Origin of the sequence: Deinococcus sp. JMULE3, assembly GCF_013337115.1 — a bacterium.
Taxonomy (GTDB): domain Bacteria; phylum Deinococcota; class Deinococci; order Deinococcales; family Deinococcaceae; genus Deinococcus.
In genome coordinates, this window is record NZ_SGWE01000003.1 from 47,809 (window position 1) to 67,181 (window position 19,373).

Consider the following 19,373-nt stretch of genomic DNA (forward strand, 5'->3'; position numbering starts at 1 on the left):
AGTCTTGTAAGCGCAACTGACGCTGCGTGAGGTTTTGCCGCGAGATGATCTGCATGGCTGGTGCAATTGGCTGTGGCTGCATGTTTGCTCCGGAAAAACGCGATACACCCGGACATGAAAAGTCACCGCTCGCGCGGCTGCATTCATGTCCGAGCTCAGGAAGCCCCTCTCTCGGGGGCTAGAAACGCATCGGCAAGCGCAGAGTACGGGGTTCGCACAGGCGCCGCAACCCAATTCGCCCGCATAGTCACGCAGGTCAGTCGGAACGGCGCAAGACGTCCGATAGTTCAGGGCACCAGGGGCGGCCAGAACCGCAGCACGGGCAGACTGCCCCGCGCGGCCCGGTACCCCGCCAGATCCGCACTCCCGATCCGCGCCCCAGGCCCCCCGGTGAATGTCGCCTGCAGGGCGCTGCCCTCCGGGATCTCCGGCAGGACGCACCCCCACCGGACAGCGTTCACCGCCTGGCACCAGCGCGCCGCGTCCCCGGTCGGTGTCAGGTCAACACCACGAATCCGCAAGGCCACGCCGTCGCCCTTCCGGGTCGGGTCGCCGGTCAGCGGCCCCGGGCCGGGGTTCCCCACCGTGACGGTCAGGCCCTGCACCGTGACGGTCGACCGCTCCGGGGGGAGGCCGCACGCCGTGAAGAGCACCGCCACCAGGACCAGCAGCGCCCGCTTCACGCGGCACCGTCCAGCACGTCGCGCGCCGCGTCGAGCAGCCGCCCGCGGTTCTCGTCGCTGAGGTACGTGCTGCCGTCCGCGAGATCCGCGATCACCGGCGCGAGGCGGATGGCCAGCTCTGCCGCCTGCGCGGCCGTGAGCTGTTCGGGCAGCAGCTCGGCGAGGATCTGCCGCAGGGTGGCCAGCACCGCCGGAGCCAGGGCGCGGACCGGACCGAGGAACGGAGTGGGGCTGCCGCCCATCATCCCGAGGGCCACCACTGCGTCCATGCCACGCTGAGCAGGCACGCCCATGGCCCGCATGGCGCGTGCCGCCTCGGCTTCCTGGAAGGCCGCAGCGGGCGGCGCGGCAGGGTCACCCTCACGCGTTCCCGCAGTCTGCGCCGCTGCCGCCGCGCTGCCCGTCTGAGTGTCCGCGGCGGCCCGATCGGGGAAGATCCATTTCGTCAGGGTCCGCAGGCTGTTCCACCCGGCGATCGACACGAGGCCCGCCAGCAGGCCGTTCACCAGCGTGACCGGCAGATCCGCGGCCGTGAACGCCACGCCGCCCGGCAGGGCGCTCACCGCCAGCCGCGCGACCACGCTGCCGCCCAGGCCGATCACGAACGCCAGGGTGCGCCACCGCCACGGCTTCCAGTCCAGGGGCGGCTCCCGCTTCGCCGCGTCCTGCTTCCACGCTTCCACCAGGCCGAATACAACAGCGCCCAGTGCAAACGGGTTGCTCGCCATGGTCCGCAGCCAACCGAGCGGGTCCGCACCCATGTCCGGCAGGCCCTCCTGTGCGAAGGCGTACCCGCAGCTCAGCAGCGCCAGTGCGAAGAACCACCGCAGCTGCGCGTCGAGCAGCAGGCCTGCGCCCGTCATCCAGTTCACGACTCGTTTCATGTCACCCTCCCAGGGGTCAAGGCGGGCGGCCACCCCGCGCTGGAGGTGGCCGCCCTGGTCGGTGAGGTTCAGCGCTCGGCGATCCAGATCCGCGTGAGGTCGGTCGCGTTGACGACCGTGCCGCCCGGCAGGGTGGTGCGCTGCCCGGCCACGTCGCGCCAGCCCCCCGCGCCGTCCGGCACGAGCACCACCGGACCGGGCACGGTCGGCTTCACGACGATCCCCGTCGTCGGCGCAGGAGCGGGGGCGGGGGCGGGCGTGGGTTTCGGGGCGCTGCCCTGCCCGCGTGCCATCGCGTCGCGCCACGCGGGCTGCCGGACACCCGGCAGCGGATCAGTCCACTGGAAGTGCATCCCGTCCTCGTAGGGATCGGTCCACAGGCCGCCCCACTCCCAGCCGCATTCCTGGAACACCCGCACCACGTCCCGGTCGATCTGCTGCTGCGCGAGCGGCACCCCGTACGCGTTCCAGGCCGCGTCGACGTCGAACGCCGCGCCGAACGCGTGCACGCTCAGGGGCCGGCTGCGGTCGTGGCCCATGTGCCGGAACGCGGCCGCGCCGTTGAAGGTCCGCAGCCGCCCGGCCAGCCCGCGCCGGTTGACTTCCGCCCAGGTGGCGATCAGCGGCGCAGCCACCAGGCGGTGCACCGTCACGCCGCTCACCGCCTTCCCGCCCAGCAGCGGCCAGTGGGGGAGCTTCTCGGCAGGGATGGTCGTGAGGTTCTCCCGCGCCCAGGCGGGGCTGGGTGTGAACCACGCGCCGCCCTGCGGACTGGGACCAGCGCCGGGTCCCTCGGGGTTGCCGTAGGCCGCGATCAGGGACGCCGCGGTCGCGCCGCTCGGTCGCGCGGCGATCAGTGCTTTCCAGTCGGTCATGGTGCTCCTCTGCCCATGCGCGCCAGCAGTTCGCGCGCGCGGGTCTGAATCCAGTCGGGTGGGAACTGCCCACTCACCACGTCCCGGAGGAAGTCCAGCAGAGTCCGGCGGTCGGCGCGCAGTTCCTCCAGTTCCGTTTCCACCTTCCCGAGCCGCTCGTTGGTGCTTTTCAGCTCGGTTTTCATCTCCTGCAGGTCCCGGCGCACCCGGTCGTTTTCCGACACGAGCCGCGTCCAGGCGCTGTCCTTGCTCTTGCCGAGGTACGTCCACACGCCGGTCAGGGCGACCGTGCCCGCCGTGGTCCACCCGAGGATCTTGCCGATCAGTTCTAGATCCACGCCGTCACCGGACCCCGGTGCCGAGCGCGGCCGCCACGGCTTTCAGATCCACGCTGGTCCACTGCGCGTGCAGGGCCAGCACGGCGCACAGGACCGACATGGGATTCCAGCCGCTGGCGAGGTACGCCGCGATGCCGACTGTCACCAGCCAGATCACGCTCAGCTGGCACAGCAGCATCCCGATCCGCGCCTTGCGGGTCTGCGCCAGCGGGAGGCCGGTCGCGCCGAGCAGGGCGGGCCACACCCACACGGGGATGTGCAGCCCGCCCCAGATCTCCAGCGGCCACAGGCTGGCCTTCTCGACGGGCACGGCGAGGTAGACAGCCAGGGCAAGCAGCGCGTGCCCCAGCAGCACCTGCGTGCGGTACGGCCGCAGCATCACCACCACGTCGGCACCCCCGTCAGGACGTTCACCCACTGATTCGGCGCGGGCCGGTCCTGCACCTGCGCGCCGGGGAAGATCCACCAGTCGATCCGCCGCGGGAAGCCCGCGCCCATGCGGAAGTACCCGATGGGTGGGATGCGGCCACCGTTCCGCGTGATGATCCGCGTATACCTGAGTTCATTCGGCGGGCAGGTAGGCGGCAGCTCGATCCGCACCTGGTACTGCCCCAGGATGCTGCGCGGCCCGGTCAGCCGCGCGGTGGCGGCGCAGCTGGGGGCATCGGAGGGGTTCAGGGCCAGTTCGGCCACGGCGACCGGCAGAACCAGCAGGGCCGCGCTGACGAGAAGAAGGAGGGCCAGTGGCCTGCGTCGCATGGTGATCACCTCGTGCCCGGCGGAAAGGAAGGCGCGCCCCGGGCCGGGCAGCCGGGGCGCGTGAACGTGGGCGGGGTTCAGAGTTCGGGTGGGTTCGTGCACGTCGCGGGCCGGTCGTCAGGCAGACCCAGGGGCGCGACGGTGGCGCCGCAGGCCTGCAGGTACCGGGGCACGTACGCCGCGTCGGGCGATGGCGAGGCAGTGCGCCGCCTCATGTGCGCTGACCTCCGGCGTCAGCAGGCGGTCGTACATGACGTGCACTTCGCACACGCCGTCCGGACGCATCCACGCCGTCCCGAGGACGTACCCCGCGATGCCGCCCGGCCGCGCGTACCGGTCCAGGGCCGCCTGGTCGATCTCGGCATGCCACTCGATGGGCACGTCCGGCCAGGGCCGCGTGACCAGCGGCGAGGGTGGCGCAGGCGCGGGCCGTCCGACAGTCGACTGGCCGCACCCCGTGAGGAGCGCGGCCAGCAGCCCCAGCATCCACCTCACGCGGTCGGCGCCCGCATGGACAGCGGCGCGAACTGCGCGGTGTCCCAGTCGACTGGCATCACCTCGGCCCACACGAGCGTCAGGAACATCTCCCAGATCGCCACGCGATCTTCCTCGGTCCACGGGTAGCACAGCGCCACGCGGGAGCCGTCGCCGGACACGTTCGGCTCGCCCGTCAGGGTGCCGCTGGGCAGCTCGATGGGCTGCACGAACGTGCGCCGGCCGATGGTGCGGGTGGTGGCAGACACGTACTCGTCGCGGTCCACAATGGCGATGTTGCCGGGGTCGGTGGGGGTGGTCTGGGTCGGGTCGGTCAGGGTCATACGGTCACTCCTCGTCGGCTCAGGTGGTTACGGATGAAGCGGTAGGCGCGCATGACCTCGGCGTCCGACAGGGCGCGGTCATGCCTGGAGAACCAGCTCTGGATGCCCGAGCCGGTATGCGCGATGGAAGCGGCGTACATGCCCAGCCGGGCGACTGAGGCCGCCACGGGCAGGAATGCGCGAGGGTTCTGGACCGTGCGGGTGCGTTCGCCCGCGCGGTACCAGCGGACCTCCCCGGCGGCGTAGTCCACCGTCACGGCGCACAGGTCGCCCACGTTGACGGCCGGTGAACTGGCCGTGATGCGGGTCACGCCGTCCGCCAGTTGGATGGTCAGCACCCCGCCAGAGGTGTACACCCACAGGTACGGCGCGGCGCCGCCGCTCTGCGTCCCCTGGCTGTACACGGTCGCCACGTCGTTCGCGCGCCCGGACAGGGCTGGGCCGGGCACGCGGAACATCAGCGTTTCCCCGCTGGCTCCGGCAGGGGCGTTCAGGCTCACGTAGTCGTCCACGCCGTCGAAGTTCAGGCCGTATGGCCCCCACGTCGGATCGTTGCTGTCGGCGGTCGCGGCGCTGCCCAGCGTCCCGGCGCGGGTCGGGTCCGAGCGGAAGGTCGGGAGGGTCTGCAGGTCGGTGGTGCGCTCGTAGGTCGCCGCTGCGTCCGCGCGCAGGTGGAACGCGGTGACGCGGAACCCGCGCCCGCTCTGGGCGGTGTACCGCACCACCCCGAAGTAGTTGCCGGGCGCGCTGCTGCTCGTCGTGGCGCGTATCCACACCCGGTACAGGCCGCCGCCGAGGTTCTCGACCCCGCTGTTGGCAGCGCTGGCCGTGATGGCATTGTTCGCCAGCACCAGCGAGAAGTCCGCTGCCGGATCGCTCGACGAACCGAGGACCGGCGCCCCGCCGCCATCCATCTTCACGACGACGCCGATGGTGTACGCGGTGCTGGGCAGGATGCCCAGGGCGGTGGAGTAGGCGTACTGCGCGCCGGTCGGCACGCCCGCCGGAAACACGAGCCACGCGGCGTACCCGTTGCTCCCGGCGACCTCCGTGATGGCAGGGGCGCCGCCCCTGACCATGCTGGCGAGCGGCCCTTCGCTGAGTGGCGTCAGGTTCGGGGCGCTGAAATCGTAAGCGGCGACGAGCCCGGCCAAGGGGAGGCTCAGCGCAGCGGCCAGGACCGCCCGCGTCACCCGGTTACCACGGTCAGGGTCAGCGTGGTCGCGGCCGCCTGGGCGACATACGCGCCGGGGACGCCCGAGCGGAAGCGCACGCGGCCCTTGCGCCAGAGGTCGTTGGGCTCCAGGGTGATCGCCCGGTTGGCCGTGACCTTGAAGGTCAGGGCGTTCCCGAAGCGGTCGTACACCGGAAGCCACGTCGCGCCCCCGTCCGTGCTGTGCTCCAGGGACAGGTCGGCAGCGGACCAGTTCAGGCTGACGTCGATCATGGTGACGGTCTGCGTGTTGAGCAGGATCGGGTCGCTGGCGGTGCCGTTCGTCGGGATGTTCAGCACGATGATGGCCGGGATGTCCGGGTTGAGCTTGACCTGCAGCGTGCCCTGGAGGGCGTTGCGGATGGCGACCTGGGTGGCCTCGGTGCCCAGCAGGCCCACGGCCGTCTGGAGGGCGGTGAGGATGGTGTTTGCGGACGTTTGCAGGGCGCTGGTCGCCGCCCCGGCGGGCAGGGGCAGGGACGCGGCGCTGACGGGTTGCGCCTCAGTCTTGGCGGCCTGCGCGGCCAGCAGCACGCGGATCTGCTCGTCCTTCGCCAGGATCTCGGTGAGCTTCGAGAGGACGTTGTCGTCCTTCAGACCCAGACTGCCGAGCAGGGTCTCGATGCCGTCAGTGTTGCTGTTCAGGCTCCCGAGTAGGGTCTCGACGCCGTCGTTGTAGCTGGTCAACTGGGTCAGCAGCGTGTTGGACTGCTGCGCGAACACTTCCAGGCCGTCCGTGTTGCCGCTCATCACCTGCAGGGCGCTCACGGCCAGGAGGACCTGCGCCAGGATCTCCTGCTGCGTCGCCTCGCGGGCGCTGTCCGGGTCGCTGGTCGCGCCGGGCGGGAACGCGACGGGCAGGGGATTGTTCGCGCCCAGCATGCGCGCCTGCCCGTCCACGCCTTCGAGCGCCAGGGCAACCGCGCCGCTTTTCCAGAGGTTCAGGGCGTTCCGGGGTGGGACTTCACTCATCGGGTCTCCTCTCCGGCTGCAAGGGAAGGCCCCCACCGCGCCGGACGACGGTGGGGGCCAGAACGAGACGAGGTGCGATCAGACGGGTGGGCCACCCGCGCTTTCCAGCGCCATGGGTGTCCCGTACCACTCCCCCTGGTGGAACACGCGCAGCACCGGCACCTGCCCGGCCTCCAGGACCAGTTCCGTGTGTCCCTCGCGGAACGCGTACCCTGACGGTCTCCGCACCACTGGCATGGCCGCCGGGCCGATCGGACCCGGCGCGGCCACCACCGGCGTCGGCGTCAGGTTCGCGCCCACCAGCACGCCGGGGAGCACCACGCCGTTTTCGTCCCGCACCTCCGCGCTCAACGTCGAGATCACCGCCCCGTTCGCGCTGGGCAGGCTGATCGGCGGGGTCAGCGTGACGCGCACATGGTCGCCGTTGTGCCCGAACAGGAACGGCGGCGTGTGGATGAGCGCGAAGCCATTTTCTTCCGTCACGCCGGTCACCTCGATGGGGATCGCCGCACGCATGGTCAGCACCTCCACCTGCACGTTCTGGGCGCTCAGGCCAGTGGCGCCCTGAAGGGAGAGGCCGACGTAGCTGCCCGGGCCGGTCAGGTCGGCGGTCGGGGTGAGAAGCACCCGGCTGACCAGTGCGGGGGTGGTCGAGCCGGGCAGCTGAATACCGGCGTAGTGGGCGTCGCTCAGTGCGCCCGCGGCGGGGGCCGCGCCACCCCCACTGCTCTGCTCCAGGGCGGTGAGGCGGGCGGCGTGGGCCAGGAACTGCTGTTTGGTGGGGTAGGGTCCGGCAGGCATCAGAGGCTCCTTTCGACGGTTTCGAAACCGTCCGGGTCGGGGGTGGCGGTGGCGTTCGTGATGAGTTCGAAGCCGTCAGGATCGGCGGCGGTTTCACCTTCAGGAATGGTTTCGAAGCCTTCCGGGTCGGTCTGCACGGTGAAGCCGGGGCCGCTGCCGCCGCCCGGTACGGGCTGACTGCGGGCGCGCAGGACCGCGACCGCGCCGCTGTCGTCCGCGCGGGTCAGGCGCAGCACCCCGGCAGGCAGCACGAACGGGAACGCGACGGGTGCCCAGGTGCTGCCGTCGCTGGCGTGCTCCACGAGGACGGCCGGGCCGTCCACGCCGAGCAGTTCGGACCCGATCAGGCTGCCCGGGCCGGGGTTCAGCGGGATCAGCAGGCCGCCGTCCGGGGTGGCGTCCCCGAGCAGCAGTGGCACGGCCACCGCGCCGACCAGCTCGCCGGGCTGGCCGTCCACACCGTCACGCCCGGCGGGTCCCTGGATGCCCTGCGGACCCTGTGGTCCCTGTTCGCCCTGCGGGCCGGGTGCGCCGAGCAGTTGCATGGCGTCCACGTACACGCCACCGGTCTTCCGGCTGATCGTGCCGGTGGTCGAGTCCGCCCACACGTCGCCGTCGCTGCCCACGCTGTCGTCCGGGGGGCCAGGGGCGAAGCGCCACTCGCCGCCCAGGCGGATGCCGCCCGACGAGTTGGCCGTGCCGGTGCTCAGGTCGGCGGTGCCGTCCCCGCTCCGGATTGCGAGGTTGTCCACGTACAGCGTGATGTTCGGCGGCGGGCCGTCCGCCTGCACCTGCCGGACGATCACGCTCAGTTCCGCGCCGCCCGCGTACTCCGCGAGGAAATCGCTGGGGAGCGCGAGGTCGAACGCCTGCTCACCCTCCTGCAGTTGCAGGCGTCCCTGCGCCGCGTCGATGGTGAGGTGGAGCCGCTCCCAGGTGTTCGGCGCGAGCAGCCGGTCGGGCAGGCCGGAGAGCGGATTCCCCTCGGCGTTCTGGGCGTACCCGTACGAGAGGAGGCCGTTCGCCCAGCGCAGCAGCCGCCGCGTGCCCGCCTCGCCGCTCGTGGGGACCAGGGCGAGGAGGTCGAAGCCCACCGCGAGGTACGTGCTGGCGGCTGTGGTCTGCCAGGTGTACTTCCAGTCGAGCTGCAGCTGGAGGTCCGCGCTGGACCAGACGCTCTGGCCGATGGTGGCGCGCAGGACGCCTGCGGGCTGCTGAACACCGATGGACTGGACGCCGTACGCGAGCGGGCCGAATTTCAGCTGGCCGCTGGCGAGCGTGACGCCGTTCGTGGCGGTGTAGTCCGGCCCGAGGAACGTCCGGTCGAACTGATCCGTCCACGTCCAGAGGGCAGGGTCGGGCGGGGTGGGGGGTGGGGTGGTCATGGGCCTCCGGAGAGCGAGAGGAGCAGCTGCATGAGCTGCCCGCCGCGCAGGTCGAGCGTGAACGTCAGGGGAGCGTTCGGGGCGGTGAACAGCGGCGTGAGCACGGCCAGCGGGTACACGCCGCGCGGGTACCGCCCGGCGGCGTTCAGGCGGGCGTAGGGACCCAGGGGCCAGAGGTCGGCGGGCTGGTCGTCGATCAGCCAGGGTCGGGGCGGGAGGGTGCCGCGTGCGGTCAGGACGCGTGTGAAGGGCTGATCGAGGAGCGGTGGTCCGGGTGGGTAGGTGACGCGGAGCTTGCCGAGCACCTTGCGGCGGTCGTCGATCTCGTCGGTCCACCCGGCTGGGCTGTACGCGCTTCTCCGCGCCAGGATCTCCAGCGCGGCCGGGGCGTCCACCCACGCCTGCGCCTGGGCGTCCCAGCGCTGCACGAGGGTGGGCTGGAGCCACGGGGCGTGCCCTCTGGGGAGGGGTTCGTCACGGTCGGGGCCGGGCACGCGGTCCACACTCGCCACGCCCAGCGGGGGCGGCGGCGGCTGACGGTCCGGCGGGAGGGGCGGCGCGGGGGGCGTGCGGGGCCGGGCGAGACGGGCTTCGCGCCAGTCCTCAGCGCGCGCGTCCCGCCACGGGTCGTGGTCACGCAGGACGTGGGCCATGGGGGTCTCCTGTTTGGTCAGGTTTCGATGAGTTCAGGGTCACGGGTCAGGGCTTCATGCGGCGGCCACGCGCTGAAGAGCGGGCCGCTGCGGGCGAAGCCGACCCAGTCCTGCGCGGGGATCTCCAGCGCCGAGAGCCACGTCGCGAGGGCAACGGCCTGCACGGTCGGGGCCTGACCGGGCGGGTCGGCGGGCGGGAGGTCGACGCGGGTGACCTGCCCGCCCGCCTCGATCAGCAGCACCGTCTGCCCGTGCGCGCCGCGGTACGCGGCCCAGCTGCCCGGACCGGGGATGCTCACGCTGTCCCCGACGTGCAGAGTGTCCAGGTCGCTCAGGTGGGCGTGATCGGCGGTGAGTGGGCCCTCGATGCGGACGCGGCCGTCCGGGCTGAGCCAGCGCGGCCCGGTGGGCTGCGGCAGCGTCGGCTCGGAAACCCCGTCCGTGGCGTACGCGAACTTCACCGGGTCGCTGTACGCGTACACCACCGGGTCGCCCGGCACGCCGCTGTGCACGGGCAGATCCCGCAGTTCGTGCAGGGCGAACGGCCACGCGTCCGCCTCGTTCGTGGCGTCCGGGTCGACGGGCGGGTACCAGTTCTGGTTGATGATCACCGTTCGCCAGTGCTGCGCCGTTCCGAGGGTGACGAGTCCCTGGATGGCGTACTCGAGGCGGGTGCCGCTGAGCGGCGCCGTCTGCTGCACCCGCTGGGCACGCAGGCGCAGCAGCGCGGGCTCCTGCAGGGGGGATGACGCGTCCGGTCGCCAGAGGAACTTCACGAGCGTGCTGCCGTTCGCGCGGGTGCGGGTGTCGCGCGTGCCGGTTTCCTCGCCCGTGGCGTAGGACAGGGTGCGGTCCCGCAGGATGCCGAAGCGTCGCCCGACCAGACTGCCAGCCATCTGGGTACTCAACTCCACCTCCCACTGGCCACCGCGTTGCAGGGCGTACTCCCACCAGCGGGCGTTCACGGTGAACAGCTCGCCTGGCGCCTGATCGCGGATGACGGCGTCCCCGGTGATGACCGTGGCGAGGTGCAGGACGCGGGCCTGATGGTCGGCGAGGGTGGGGACGTCCAGGCGGCGGATCTCGCCACTGTCGAGGGTGACGCGGCTGAAACTGTCAGCAGTCCCAGTCTGGGGGACCGGGTGGCCGTCCGGTCCGGTCTGCGGGACGTGCGGCATGCCGAAGTTCGACGGGCGCTGCCCGGTGGCGTAGGCGGGCAGGTGGGGGACGTCCGGCGCGTCGTCCGGCGTGAAGCTGGGTCGGCGCGGCTGGTGCAGGGTGCGCTGGTCGACGTGATGCACCCCGTCGAAACACACCCGGACCCGTGCGCCCGGGCGGGGGAACGATCCGGCGGTCAGCTGCCCCCGCACCGCCTGCCCGGTGTCGAGGCGCACCGTGACCGCTCCGGGGTGCGCGGCCACCACGATCCCCTCGACACAACGGCCGGGCGGCAGATCCTGCCGACAGCAGCAGCCGTCCAGCCATTCGAGGAACTCGGCCCAGGTCCACTCAGTCACGGCGGACGTCCTTCACGCGCCGCTGCCCGCCGGTGCCTTCGAGCGTGACCTGATCGCCGGGCGCGACCGTGCTGGGCGCCGGGTGGTCAACCCGCACCGCCAGGACCCGTCCGGGCGTGCCGCTCAGCCGGACGATCAGGCCTCCGGCGACGCGCAGCAGGACGAGGCCGCGCTGGTCATTCACGTCGGATCTCCACGGTTTCGACCTCCAGGGTGTGCGTGTGGCCCTGCCCGCGGGCCGTGACGAGGCGGATCACGCCCAGCCCGGCCAGGGCGAGGCCGGGGCGCAGGCGGGCGGCCTGCGGGGTCTGCACGGTGCGGATCACGCGGGGCTGGTAGTCGCGGTTCAGCAGGCCCACCAGTGTCCCGGCGCGGTCCTGATCGCGGACCGCGTCGAGCGTTACTGCGATCTCCGGGGCGGGCCCGTCGGCGTTCTCGGCGACGGCGATCTGCGGGTCGCGGAGGTACGTGACGCGGGGCCAGGGCAGACCGCTGATGCTTCCCGCGCCAGCGCCACCCGTCTTGCCGGTCGCCTGGGCGTCCACGTCGGGCACCTCGTCGCGCAGGGTGGGCGGGGCGTTCTCAGTGAGTTCCACGCTGTGCTCCAGCACGCCGACGCGCCGCTCGGTCTTGACGATCTCCCCGACGTCCATGTCCCGCACCGGGAGTTTCTGCGGTCCGGTGCGGGTGCGGGTGTACAGCCACAGGCCCGCCCCGGTGGGTTTGTACGTTTCGGCGGTGGTGTACTCCTCGACGGTCAGCGCGACGGGGGGCGGCGCGGTGGTGGGGTCGTCGAGGCCGGTCTGTCCGAGTTCCCCGGCGCGGCTTTCCACGGTGATCCGTTCGCGCAGCCAGCTGCCCTGCGGACTCCAGACGTTCCGGACGCGGGTGCTTTCGCGGCCCAGCAGGTCCCCCTGGACCGCGCCGGGCACCAGGGCGGCGAGGTCGGCGGGGATGCCCTGCGCGCCCTGCGGGACGGTCGTGTAGGTGTACGTGTACGCGGTGCGGGTGGTGAGGCTCTCGGCGAGCGCCTGGCTGTCCTCCGTGCCGGGCAGGTACGTGAAGGTCGTCTCGGTGATGCTGAACACGACGTTCAGCTGGCGGAGCTGGTCGAGCTGGATGAGTTGCCCCTGCCAGTACGGGCTGCTGAGCAGGGTGGTCCGGTACCGGGCGAGGACGTCGTCCGGCGTGACCGGTTCGGTCAGTTCGATCACGCCGGTGATCACCTCGACGACCTGCACGACCCGCCCGCCTTTCTTGCGGGTGAGGGTGGCGGTGCGGCGGCCGTCGCGGTCCACGAAGCCGGTGACGACCGCGTCGCGGCTGACCTCGAAGCGCGCGGCGTTCCTGTCCCGGATCTCCAGCTGCTGCGGCTGCCCGTCCTCGCCGAGCACGTCCGGCAGCTGCTCGGACTCCACGACCTCCTGCAGGTAGTCGTCCACCTGCGTGAACCGGTCCCCGACCTGGAGGGTGACGCGGGTGGGGGTGCGGCTGAACTCGGCCTGTTCCCCCAGGCCGGTCAGGAACTCCGGGCGCAGCTGGGCAGCGCTGTCCGACTGGCCGGGCGGCAACATCAGCCACGTGTTCTGAGTGGACTCTCGCAGGATCAGGCGGACGTTCAGGCGCCCGTACGTGTCGCCGTACACGTCGACTGGGGAGCGGTCCCGGGTGGTGAACTCCCGGCGGGTTTCCTCCCAGTACTCGCCCTGCAGGATGTCCGTGCCGGAGAGGTTCTGCCCCGCCGCGCTGAACGCGAGGCTCAGGATCTCGCGGACGCCCGCGACCTGCCGGGTGACGCTGCGGTAGTTCGGGCTCTCGATCTGGCGGCTGGGGTTCGCCACCCAGGGGATCAGTTCCGGCAGGCGGGTGTTCTGCAGGTCCTGATCCTGCGTGGTGCGGCCCCGGAACGTGGTGCGGTACCCGCCGTCGGGCGTGCGAGTGATCTGGTAGTCGCCGTCCGCGGGGACGGATTCATACGTGACGGTGGTGGGTCCCTGCCGGGGCAGGCGCTGCTGCACCTCGACGGTCATCACGTCGCCCAGGGCGGGGCGGACGAGGCCGCGCACCGTGAATTCCGCCTCGACGTACATCTCGTGCCGGGTGTGCTGCCAGGAGATCCCGTCGAGCGGGACGCCGTTCAGGGTCAGGCGGGTGGCGGTGCGGATAGACGGCTGCCCGAACAGCACCTCGGCGCGGGTGGGCGGGTCGCTGGCGCGGCCCGTGGTCTGGGCGTGCAGGGTCAGCGTGTAGATCCGCGCGGGGTCCGGGGCGGTCTGGGCGCGCAGGGCCAGGGTGACGCGGTACGTGCCGGGCGCGGCGCTGGCCCGCAGCGTGAGCGTGAACCGCTGAACTTCGCGGGTCTGGGCGCGCAGCGTGAGGGTCAGCAGCCGGGAGCGGCGGCGGGTCAGGATGAACGGCATTAGGTCAGGCCACGTCGGCTTCGACGAACGCGAGGTCCTCGGCGCGGTACTGCTCCGCGGGCGCGCCGGAGGCCGTGAACCACGAGCACGTCAGGGTGAGGGACGCGCCTGGCGCGAGGGTGCCGCAGTCCAGCCACGCGTCCGTGAGCGGGGTGGGCACCCCGGCCAGGGTGACGCTGGCCGCGCCGGTTCCCGCGGTCGCGTCGTCCTGGCGGATGCGGAGCTGCACGGCGCGGGCTTCCGCGCCGGTGTTGACGAGTTGCACGGTGATGGTGGGGCCGGTCTGCCCGGCGAGGACACGGCCGAAGTTCGCGTCGCTGGTGGGGACGCCATCGATCTGGTATTCCATGGGGCTCCTTACTGCTTGCGCCAGCGCAGGGTGAACGCGTAGCTGTACCACGCGCCGGTCCGCCCGGGCGTCGTGGCGACGCGCCGGACGGACGCGGTGAGCACCTCGCAGTTCACCCAGGTGCGCTGCGTGTCCGGGCGGGTGTAACTCTCGGTGAGGGTGATGGTCATGCCGGGGCGGATCGCTTCGAGTTGCAGGCCGGTGGCGTGCGGCACGAAGAACCGGTCCGGGCTGGTGATGGTGAGGGTCGCGGCCGTCGCGCCAGCGGGACTGACCTGCCCGGCGAAGAAGCCGCTCAGCAGGGCGTCCTCGCTGGCGCTGGCCTCCCACTCGGCGGTGACGGCGTCCTCCGGCGGCAGGTGCCTGCGCGGGATGCCCACAGAGCCGATCGTCAGGACGGGCGGCGCGGTGACGATCCCGCTCACCGCTGCCCCGCGCACGGGCCGCCGGGGTTGCGGCGCTGCGCCTCACCGCGGATCAGGGGCGTGATATCACGGGCGAGCTGCGCAAGGTCCTGCGGCGCGGACGCGCGCGAACCGTTGAGATAGAGGTTGGTCACGTACGTGTCTCCTGCGCCGCCCGGCACGGCGCGGGCGGCGGCGGTGGGAACGGGGAGGCGGGCGGTGTTCAGCTGCGCCTGGAGTTGCTGCACGAACGCCTGCCCGGCCTGCTGCCCGGCGCTCGCGGCGATGGCGGGGAGGCCCTTGAACACGCCGGTCAGGCTGGCCTTCATGCGCTCGGCGCTGGACTGCATGTCCCGTTCGGCCTGCTGCACCTGCCCGCCGAGGTCCTGCACGCCCCGCTGCGCGACCTGCGTGCCCTGCGCTACCGCGCCGAGGGTCTGCTGGAGGCCCCTGGTGCGGTCGGTCAGGGCGGTCTGGGCGGCCTTCCTGGCGGCGTCGGCGCGGGTTTCGAGTTCGTCGACCTTCGCTTCGGTCTCCCGGGTGATCCGGTCCCGGTCCGCCTCGAGGCTTCTGACGAGGGTGTCGTTCCCGGCCCTGCGGGCTGCGTCGAGCTGGGTGTCGATGACCTTCAGGCGGGCGTCGGTCGTTTTCTGAAGCGCGCGGCTTTCCTTCTCGAACACGCTGGCCTGCGCGTCCCCGACCGCGACCACGCTGTCTTTCAGGCCGCCGTAGGCCGCCTGGAGTTTCTGGGTGGCGTCGGCGAGTTGCGCGGCGTCGTACTTCCCGCCCTGCAGGAGGGTGGTCAGCGCAGCCCGCGCCTGGTTGTACGCGCCCTGGTTGAACTGCACGGCGTTATTCAGGAGGCCTTCGTCGCCGAACTCCTGTCCGAAGCCGCGCAGGACGTCCTGGATGCCCTGGAGGGCGGTGCGCTGCCGGTCGTACTCGCCGCGCAGGGTTTCGAGCTTCTGCCGCTGCGCTTCGAGCGCCGTGACCAGCCCCTCCAGGGCGTCTCTGGCAGCGTTGAAGTCGCCGAGCTTCAGGCTGGCGGTGCGGAACTGCTGGAGGTACGGCGCGGCGCGGGCGTAGGCGTCGGCGACGTCGCTGGTGGCGAGGGCCAGTTCGCGCTGCATGGTCGCGCCGCCCGGGTCGGACAGGACGAGGCTGATGCGGGTGTACGCGGCTTCCACCCCGCGTGCTTCGAGCACGAGTTGCCGGGCGAGGTCGAGTTCCTGCTGCTGCCCCTTGATGACCTCAGCCTGCGCGTCGGCCAGGGCGTCCAGCCGCTGCCGGCGTTCCTCGTCGGTCAGATTCAGGTCCCGTGCCGTGGCGAGCCCCTGCGCGAGCCGGGTCGAGTACTCGGCCTGCGCGGCGGTCAGAGCCCGCTGCGCGGCGAGGCGATCGGCGGTGCTCTGCGCGAGGCCCTGTTCACGCTGCACGTCCCGGATCTGCCGCTGGGCGTCCTCGGCAGGCTGGAACGCGGCCGTGATGCGGGCCTGCCGGATCTTCTCGGCGGCGTCCCGTTCGGCCTGCTCACGGTCACGGGCACGCCCGATCTGCCCGGCGGTGAACTGCCGGTCAAGCTGGGTGACGTCCGCGTTGTACTTCCGCACGAGGGCGGCGCGTTCCTCCTGGCTGAGCCCCTGCGCCCGCAGCGCCTGGTCGAGGGTGAGGTCAAGTTGACGGCGCTGCACGTCCCGTTCGTCGGTCGCTGCCTGTTCCTGCAGGGCGAGGCGGCGCTGCTGGGCGTCCAGTTCGATGTCGGCGATCTGCTCAGCGTTCCCGCGGGCCTGGGCGACGCGGCGGGCCGTGTCGAGATCCACCCGGGCCTGCTCGGCGTCGCGGGCGGCGCCGCGGGCTTTGAGTTCGGCGTCGGTGGCTGCCTGGAATGCCTGGGCGATGCGCTGGGCGCGCTCGCGGGCACTCTGCTGGTCCTCCTGCGCCCAGCGGTTCTGAAGGGCCTGTTCCTGGACCCGACCGGCGTTCAGGATGCGCTGCTGCGCCGCCGGGTACCCGGCCAGGGCGGCGACGCGGTCCCGGACGGTCTGCCGGACCTGCCGGATCTCGTCCTCGCGGGACAGGCGGCGCCGTTCGTTCTCGTCCGCGAGGGTGGCGATCAGCGCGGTGCGGGCTTCACCCTCGGCTGCGGCGACCGCCTCCGCCTGCTGCTCGGCGCGTTCGATGTCCTCACGCTGCCACTGGCGGCGCAGCGCGACCTCCTGGCGCCTACCGCCACTTTCCGCCTGGGCTTTCAGGTCCGCGTACCTGGCGTACTCGGCCACCTGCCGGGCGACGCTGTCGCGCAGCTCGGCCAGTTGCAGGTCGCGTTCCGCCTGGGTCCTGGCGCGGCCCTCCTGCATCGCCTGGATCTCGGCGCGCTGCACGTCGAACGCCCCCTGCCGGGCCTGGGCGGCGGCCTGCTGGTACTCCTTCAGGCGCTCGGCGGCTTTTTCCTTGGCGTACTTCGCCCGGACGGCTTTTTCCTCGTTCAGCTGCGCGGTCGAGAGTTCAGCCAGGGCGCTCTTGAGCTCGTCGCTGTTGAGGTTCCCGCCGAAGCTGGCCTTGAGTTTCTTGCGCAGCTCGTCGAAGGCCTTGCCGACCTGCGCGACCTCTTTCTCCAAGCCGTCCAGCCCGCCGATCTTGAGCTGGAAGGCCCGGTCGTCGAGGGTGGCTTTCAGATTGCGGACCGCCTCGCTCTGTTCCTTCACCTTGGCCGGGTCCACGGCCGCGACCGCGCCGCCGCTCTCGCCCCGGCGGCCCGCCTCGGTGCGGAGTGCGGCCAGCTCGGTCCGGAGTGCCTCGACCCGCTCGCGGGCCTCGTCGACTTTCTTCGGGTCGACCTGGTAGGTGCGTTCCCCCCAGAAGTTCGTGCCGGTCAGGTCGCCCTGCTCGGCGTTCTGGAGGGTGTCCATCGCCAGCAGGAGCTTCGCCTGGGTGCGGCTGAGTTCGGTGCCCGCGGCGGTGAGTTCCTGGACGCGTTTCATCATCCGGGCGTGCCCTTCGTTCGCGGACTGGTCGATCTCGTCGTAGATCCGGGCGGTGTCCTGCATGATCTTGTTGACGCTGACGGCCAGCGCGGCGACGGCCGTGGCGACCAGCCCGAACGGGTTGCTCGCCACCCAGGCGCTGACCGTGCTGAAGAACGTGCTCACGGCGGCCATGAGGCTCGCCCAGATCGCTGGGGCCGCGGCGGCGATCACGGCTCCCCGGAAGGCCACGAATGCCGCCACGAGGGGCAGCACGTACCCGAGCAGGTTGTCCGTGCCGTTGGCGAAGCGTTCCAGCTGCCCGACGCCCGCGGAGAGGAACTGCACGAACTTCGTGGCAACCGGCAGGAGCTTCTCCCCCACCACGATCTGCAGGCGTTCGAAGCGGGCCTTGAGCCGGTCCACTTCACCCTGGAAGGTCGCGGTGCGTTCCCGCGCGATGCGGGCCGCTTCACCGGCCTTGCCCTGCACGTCGATGTTCCGCTGGATGGCCTCGCTGTTCTGGTCCATCAGGATGGTGGCGATGCGGATGGCGTCCTGCCCGAACACGTCCCGCAGGACCTTGTTGCGGCCCTGTTCACTCATGCCCTGCAGCGCGCCGCGCAGGTCGTCGACCGTGTCGAGGAACGGGCGGAAGCTGCCGTCCGCGTTGTACGCGTTCACGCCGATGCGTTCCAGCGCGGCCGCGCCGGTCTCGCTGGGGGACTGGAGGGACAGCAGCATGGTCTTCAGGCTGGTCCCGGCGTCCGACATGTTTTTGAAGCCGCCCTGCGCGGCCGTCGCCATGATCCCGCCGAACTGCTCGATGCTCAGGCCCGCGCTGACCGCCACGGGACCCACGGCAGCGATCGCCAGACTGAGATCCTCCGCGCCGAGGAACGTACTGTTGCTGAAGTTCGCGAAGTTGTCGGCGATCTTCGGGAGGTCCGCGGCGCTGAGTTTGAACGCGGTCATCGCGGCGGCACCAAGCTTGCTGGCCAGGGCGAGTTCGATCCCGGCGGCGCCGGAGAGGTTCATCGCGCCTTCCAGCCCGCCGCCGATCACCTGCGTGGCGCTGAGGCCCGCGCGGTTCAGTTCGAGGATGCCCGCCGCGGCCTTGCGCGCCCCGATACCCAGGGGCTCCCCGATGGTCAGCGCGGCGGCGCGCAGGTCGTTGAAGCCCTCCGCGGTCGGCTGGGTCAGCGCCTGGATGTCCGCCATGCCCTGCTGGAACTGGGCCGCGGTTTTGAAGCTGGCGGCCATCGCGGCGGTGAACACGGCAATGGCGGCGGCCACACCGAGGAACGCGACCGGGAGTCCGGTCATGATGCCGCTGACCTGCGACAGGCCGGGAACGAACGCGCTCAGCTGCGAGAGGGCGTTCGTGACGTTCCCGCTCAGTCCGGCGATGTTCACGCGGCCCTGGATGGTGTTCGCCTCGCGGGCGGTCTGGGCGAGGAGGCGGTTGACCGTGCCGAGCTGCTGGGCGGTCAACTGCCCGCTCGCGGCCACGCCCTGCAGGCTGGTGCGGATGCGGGTCAGGTCGGCGGTGTACGCGGCGACCGCCGCGCGACGCTGCGCGAGGTTCGTGGCGGCGACGGCGGCCGCGTCGAACTGCGCGCGGGCCCCGGCGAGATCCGTGCGGAGTTTGGTGATGCCGTCGCTCTGCACCTGTCGCAGGCCCTGCGTGGTGCGGGTGAGCGCCTGGTCGAGCGCCTTGAACTCCGCGCTGCCCGCGGCGGCGGTACCGGACGCGACTCTCAGGGCACTCTGGAGGCCCGCGAGGCGGACGGCGTACGCGTTCGCGTCGACGTCGCCACGGCGGTAGGCGTTGTTGAGTTTCTCCAGATCCGCGAGGAGGTTCTGGGCGTTGGCGCTGAGGGAACCGCGTCCCCCGCCGCCCCCGGCCCCACCTGGGCCGCCGCTGCCGCCCAGGGCGCGCAGCTGGGCGATCAGGGCGCGCAGCTCGGCCAGCTGGGTGTTGATCTGCGTCTGTACGGCGGTCAGGGCGCTGGTGTTGATGCTGACCACGGCGTTCAGCTGGGTGCGCAGGCGGTTCAGGGCGGTGTCGATGCTGGCCTGCTCCAGCGTGATGGGGAGCTTCAGGGGGGACGTGCCGATGGCGCTGGTGATCTGACTACGCAGCGCGGCGGGCGTGGCGCCGCTGAGTTTCGCGGTGAGGGTCAGCGTGCCATGTTTCCGGGCGAAGTCCGTGACTTCCTTGATGGCGTTCAGGGCGTCGCGCGCCCCCTTGCGCAGGGGGGCGACGTCCATGCTCGCCACGGTGTTCAGTGGGGTGGGGCTGGTCATTCTGATGCCTCCAGGCGCAGGTGGCGGGG

19 protein-coding genes are annotated in these 19,373 nt (G+C 71.7%); all 19 read right to left on the bottom strand.

Features of this window, described 5'->3' with window-relative positions:
* Positions 1 to 287: 287 nt before the first annotated feature.
* Complete coding sequence (locus tag EXW95_RS02585) at positions 288 to 683, bottom strand: hypothetical protein (protein WP_174366126.1); 396 nt, start codon at positions 681 to 683, stop codon at positions 288 to 290.
* The gene (locus EXW95_RS02590; protein ID WP_174366127.1) at positions 680 to 1,567 is read right to left on the bottom strand and encodes a hypothetical protein; all 888 of its coding nucleotides are present in this window, start codon (positions 1,565 to 1,567) and stop codon (positions 680 to 682) included. Before EXW95_RS02590 ends, EXW95_RS02585 begins: the two co-directional genes overlap by 4 nt.
* Before the next feature lie 68 nt (positions 1,568 to 1,635).
* Positions 1,636 to 2,442 (bottom strand): M15 family metallopeptidase, encoded by an 807-nt coding sequence (locus EXW95_RS02595; protein ID WP_174366128.1) that lies wholly within the window; start codon positions 2,440 to 2,442, stop codon positions 1,636 to 1,638.
* Positions 2,439 to 2,780, bottom strand: coding sequence for a hypothetical protein (locus EXW95_RS02600; RefSeq protein ID WP_160979701.1), 342 nt, complete (start codon positions 2,778 to 2,780; stop codon positions 2,439 to 2,441). The genes EXW95_RS02595 and EXW95_RS02600 overlap by 4 nt, the downstream gene beginning before the upstream one ends.
* A 4-nt stretch (positions 2,781 to 2,784) precedes the next feature.
* Complete coding sequence (locus tag EXW95_RS02605; RefSeq protein WP_174366129.1) at positions 2,785 to 3,159, bottom strand: hypothetical protein; 375 nt, start codon at positions 3,157 to 3,159, stop codon at positions 2,785 to 2,787.
* Positions 3,159 to 3,539 carry a hypothetical protein gene (locus tag EXW95_RS02610; protein ID WP_174366130.1) on the bottom strand — a complete coding sequence of 127 codons (381 nt, stop codon included), beginning with the start codon at positions 3,537 to 3,539 and terminating at the stop codon, positions 3,159 to 3,161. Before EXW95_RS02610 ends, EXW95_RS02605 begins: the two co-directional genes overlap by 1 nt.
* Before the next feature lie 117 nt (positions 3,540 to 3,656).
* Complete coding sequence (locus tag EXW95_RS02615; RefSeq protein WP_174366131.1) at positions 3,657 to 4,025, bottom strand: hypothetical protein; 369 nt, start codon at positions 4,023 to 4,025, stop codon at positions 3,657 to 3,659.
* A gap of 5 nt (positions 4,026 to 4,030) precedes the next feature.
* Positions 4,031 to 4,357: a hypothetical protein gene (locus EXW95_RS02620; RefSeq protein WP_174366132.1), complete on the bottom strand. Its 327-nt coding sequence runs from the start codon at positions 4,355 to 4,357 to the stop codon at positions 4,031 to 4,033.
* Positions 4,354 to 5,550 (bottom strand): hypothetical protein, encoded by a 1,197-nt coding sequence (locus tag EXW95_RS02625; protein WP_174366133.1) that lies wholly within the window; start codon positions 5,548 to 5,550, stop codon positions 4,354 to 4,356. The genes EXW95_RS02620 and EXW95_RS02625 overlap by 4 nt, the downstream gene beginning before the upstream one ends.
* Positions 5,547 to 6,542 carry a hypothetical protein gene (locus EXW95_RS02630; RefSeq protein ID WP_174366134.1) on the bottom strand — a complete coding sequence of 332 codons (996 nt, stop codon included), beginning with the start codon at positions 6,540 to 6,542 and terminating at the stop codon, positions 5,547 to 5,549. The genes EXW95_RS02625 and EXW95_RS02630 overlap by 4 nt, the downstream gene beginning before the upstream one ends.
* A 78-nt stretch (positions 6,543 to 6,620) precedes the next feature.
* Positions 6,621 to 7,343, bottom strand: a complete 723-nt coding sequence (locus EXW95_RS02635; protein WP_174366135.1) for a hypothetical protein — start codon at positions 7,341 to 7,343, stop codon at positions 6,621 to 6,623.
* The gene (locus EXW95_RS02640; RefSeq protein ID WP_174366136.1) at positions 7,343 to 8,728 is read right to left on the bottom strand and encodes a collagen-like protein; all 1,386 of its coding nucleotides are present in this window, start codon (positions 8,726 to 8,728) and stop codon (positions 7,343 to 7,345) included. The genes EXW95_RS02635 and EXW95_RS02640 overlap by 1 nt, the downstream gene beginning before the upstream one ends.
* Positions 8,725 to 9,381 carry a hypothetical protein gene (locus EXW95_RS02645; protein ID WP_174366137.1) on the bottom strand — a complete coding sequence of 219 codons (657 nt, stop codon included), beginning with the start codon at positions 9,379 to 9,381 and terminating at the stop codon, positions 8,725 to 8,727. Before EXW95_RS02645 ends, EXW95_RS02640 begins: the two co-directional genes overlap by 4 nt.
* A 17-nt stretch (positions 9,382 to 9,398) precedes the next feature.
* Positions 9,399 to 10,898: a hypothetical protein gene (locus EXW95_RS02650; protein WP_174366138.1), complete on the bottom strand. Its 1,500-nt coding sequence runs from the start codon at positions 10,896 to 10,898 to the stop codon at positions 9,399 to 9,401.
* Positions 10,891 to 11,082 (bottom strand): hypothetical protein, encoded by a 192-nt coding sequence (locus EXW95_RS02655; protein ID WP_174366139.1) that lies wholly within the window; start codon positions 11,080 to 11,082, stop codon positions 10,891 to 10,893. Before EXW95_RS02655 ends, EXW95_RS02650 begins: the two co-directional genes overlap by 8 nt.
* Positions 11,075 to 13,318: a hypothetical protein gene (locus EXW95_RS02660; RefSeq protein WP_174366140.1), complete on the bottom strand. Its 2,244-nt coding sequence runs from the start codon at positions 13,316 to 13,318 to the stop codon at positions 11,075 to 11,077. The genes EXW95_RS02655 and EXW95_RS02660 overlap by 8 nt, the downstream gene beginning before the upstream one ends.
* A gap of 4 nt (positions 13,319 to 13,322) precedes the next feature.
* Complete coding sequence (locus tag EXW95_RS02665) at positions 13,323 to 13,667, bottom strand: hypothetical protein (RefSeq protein WP_174366141.1); 345 nt, start codon at positions 13,665 to 13,667, stop codon at positions 13,323 to 13,325.
* A gap of 8 nt (positions 13,668 to 13,675) precedes the next feature.
* The gene (locus EXW95_RS02670) at positions 13,676 to 14,092 is read right to left on the bottom strand and encodes a hypothetical protein (protein ID WP_174366142.1); all 417 of its coding nucleotides are present in this window, start codon (positions 14,090 to 14,092) and stop codon (positions 13,676 to 13,678) included.
* Positions 14,089 to 19,344, bottom strand: coding sequence for a phage tail tape measure protein (locus EXW95_RS02675; RefSeq protein WP_174366143.1), 5,256 nt, complete (start codon positions 19,342 to 19,344; stop codon positions 14,089 to 14,091). Before EXW95_RS02675 ends, EXW95_RS02670 begins: the two co-directional genes overlap by 4 nt.
* Between the last annotated feature and the right edge of the window lie 29 nt (positions 19,345 to 19,373).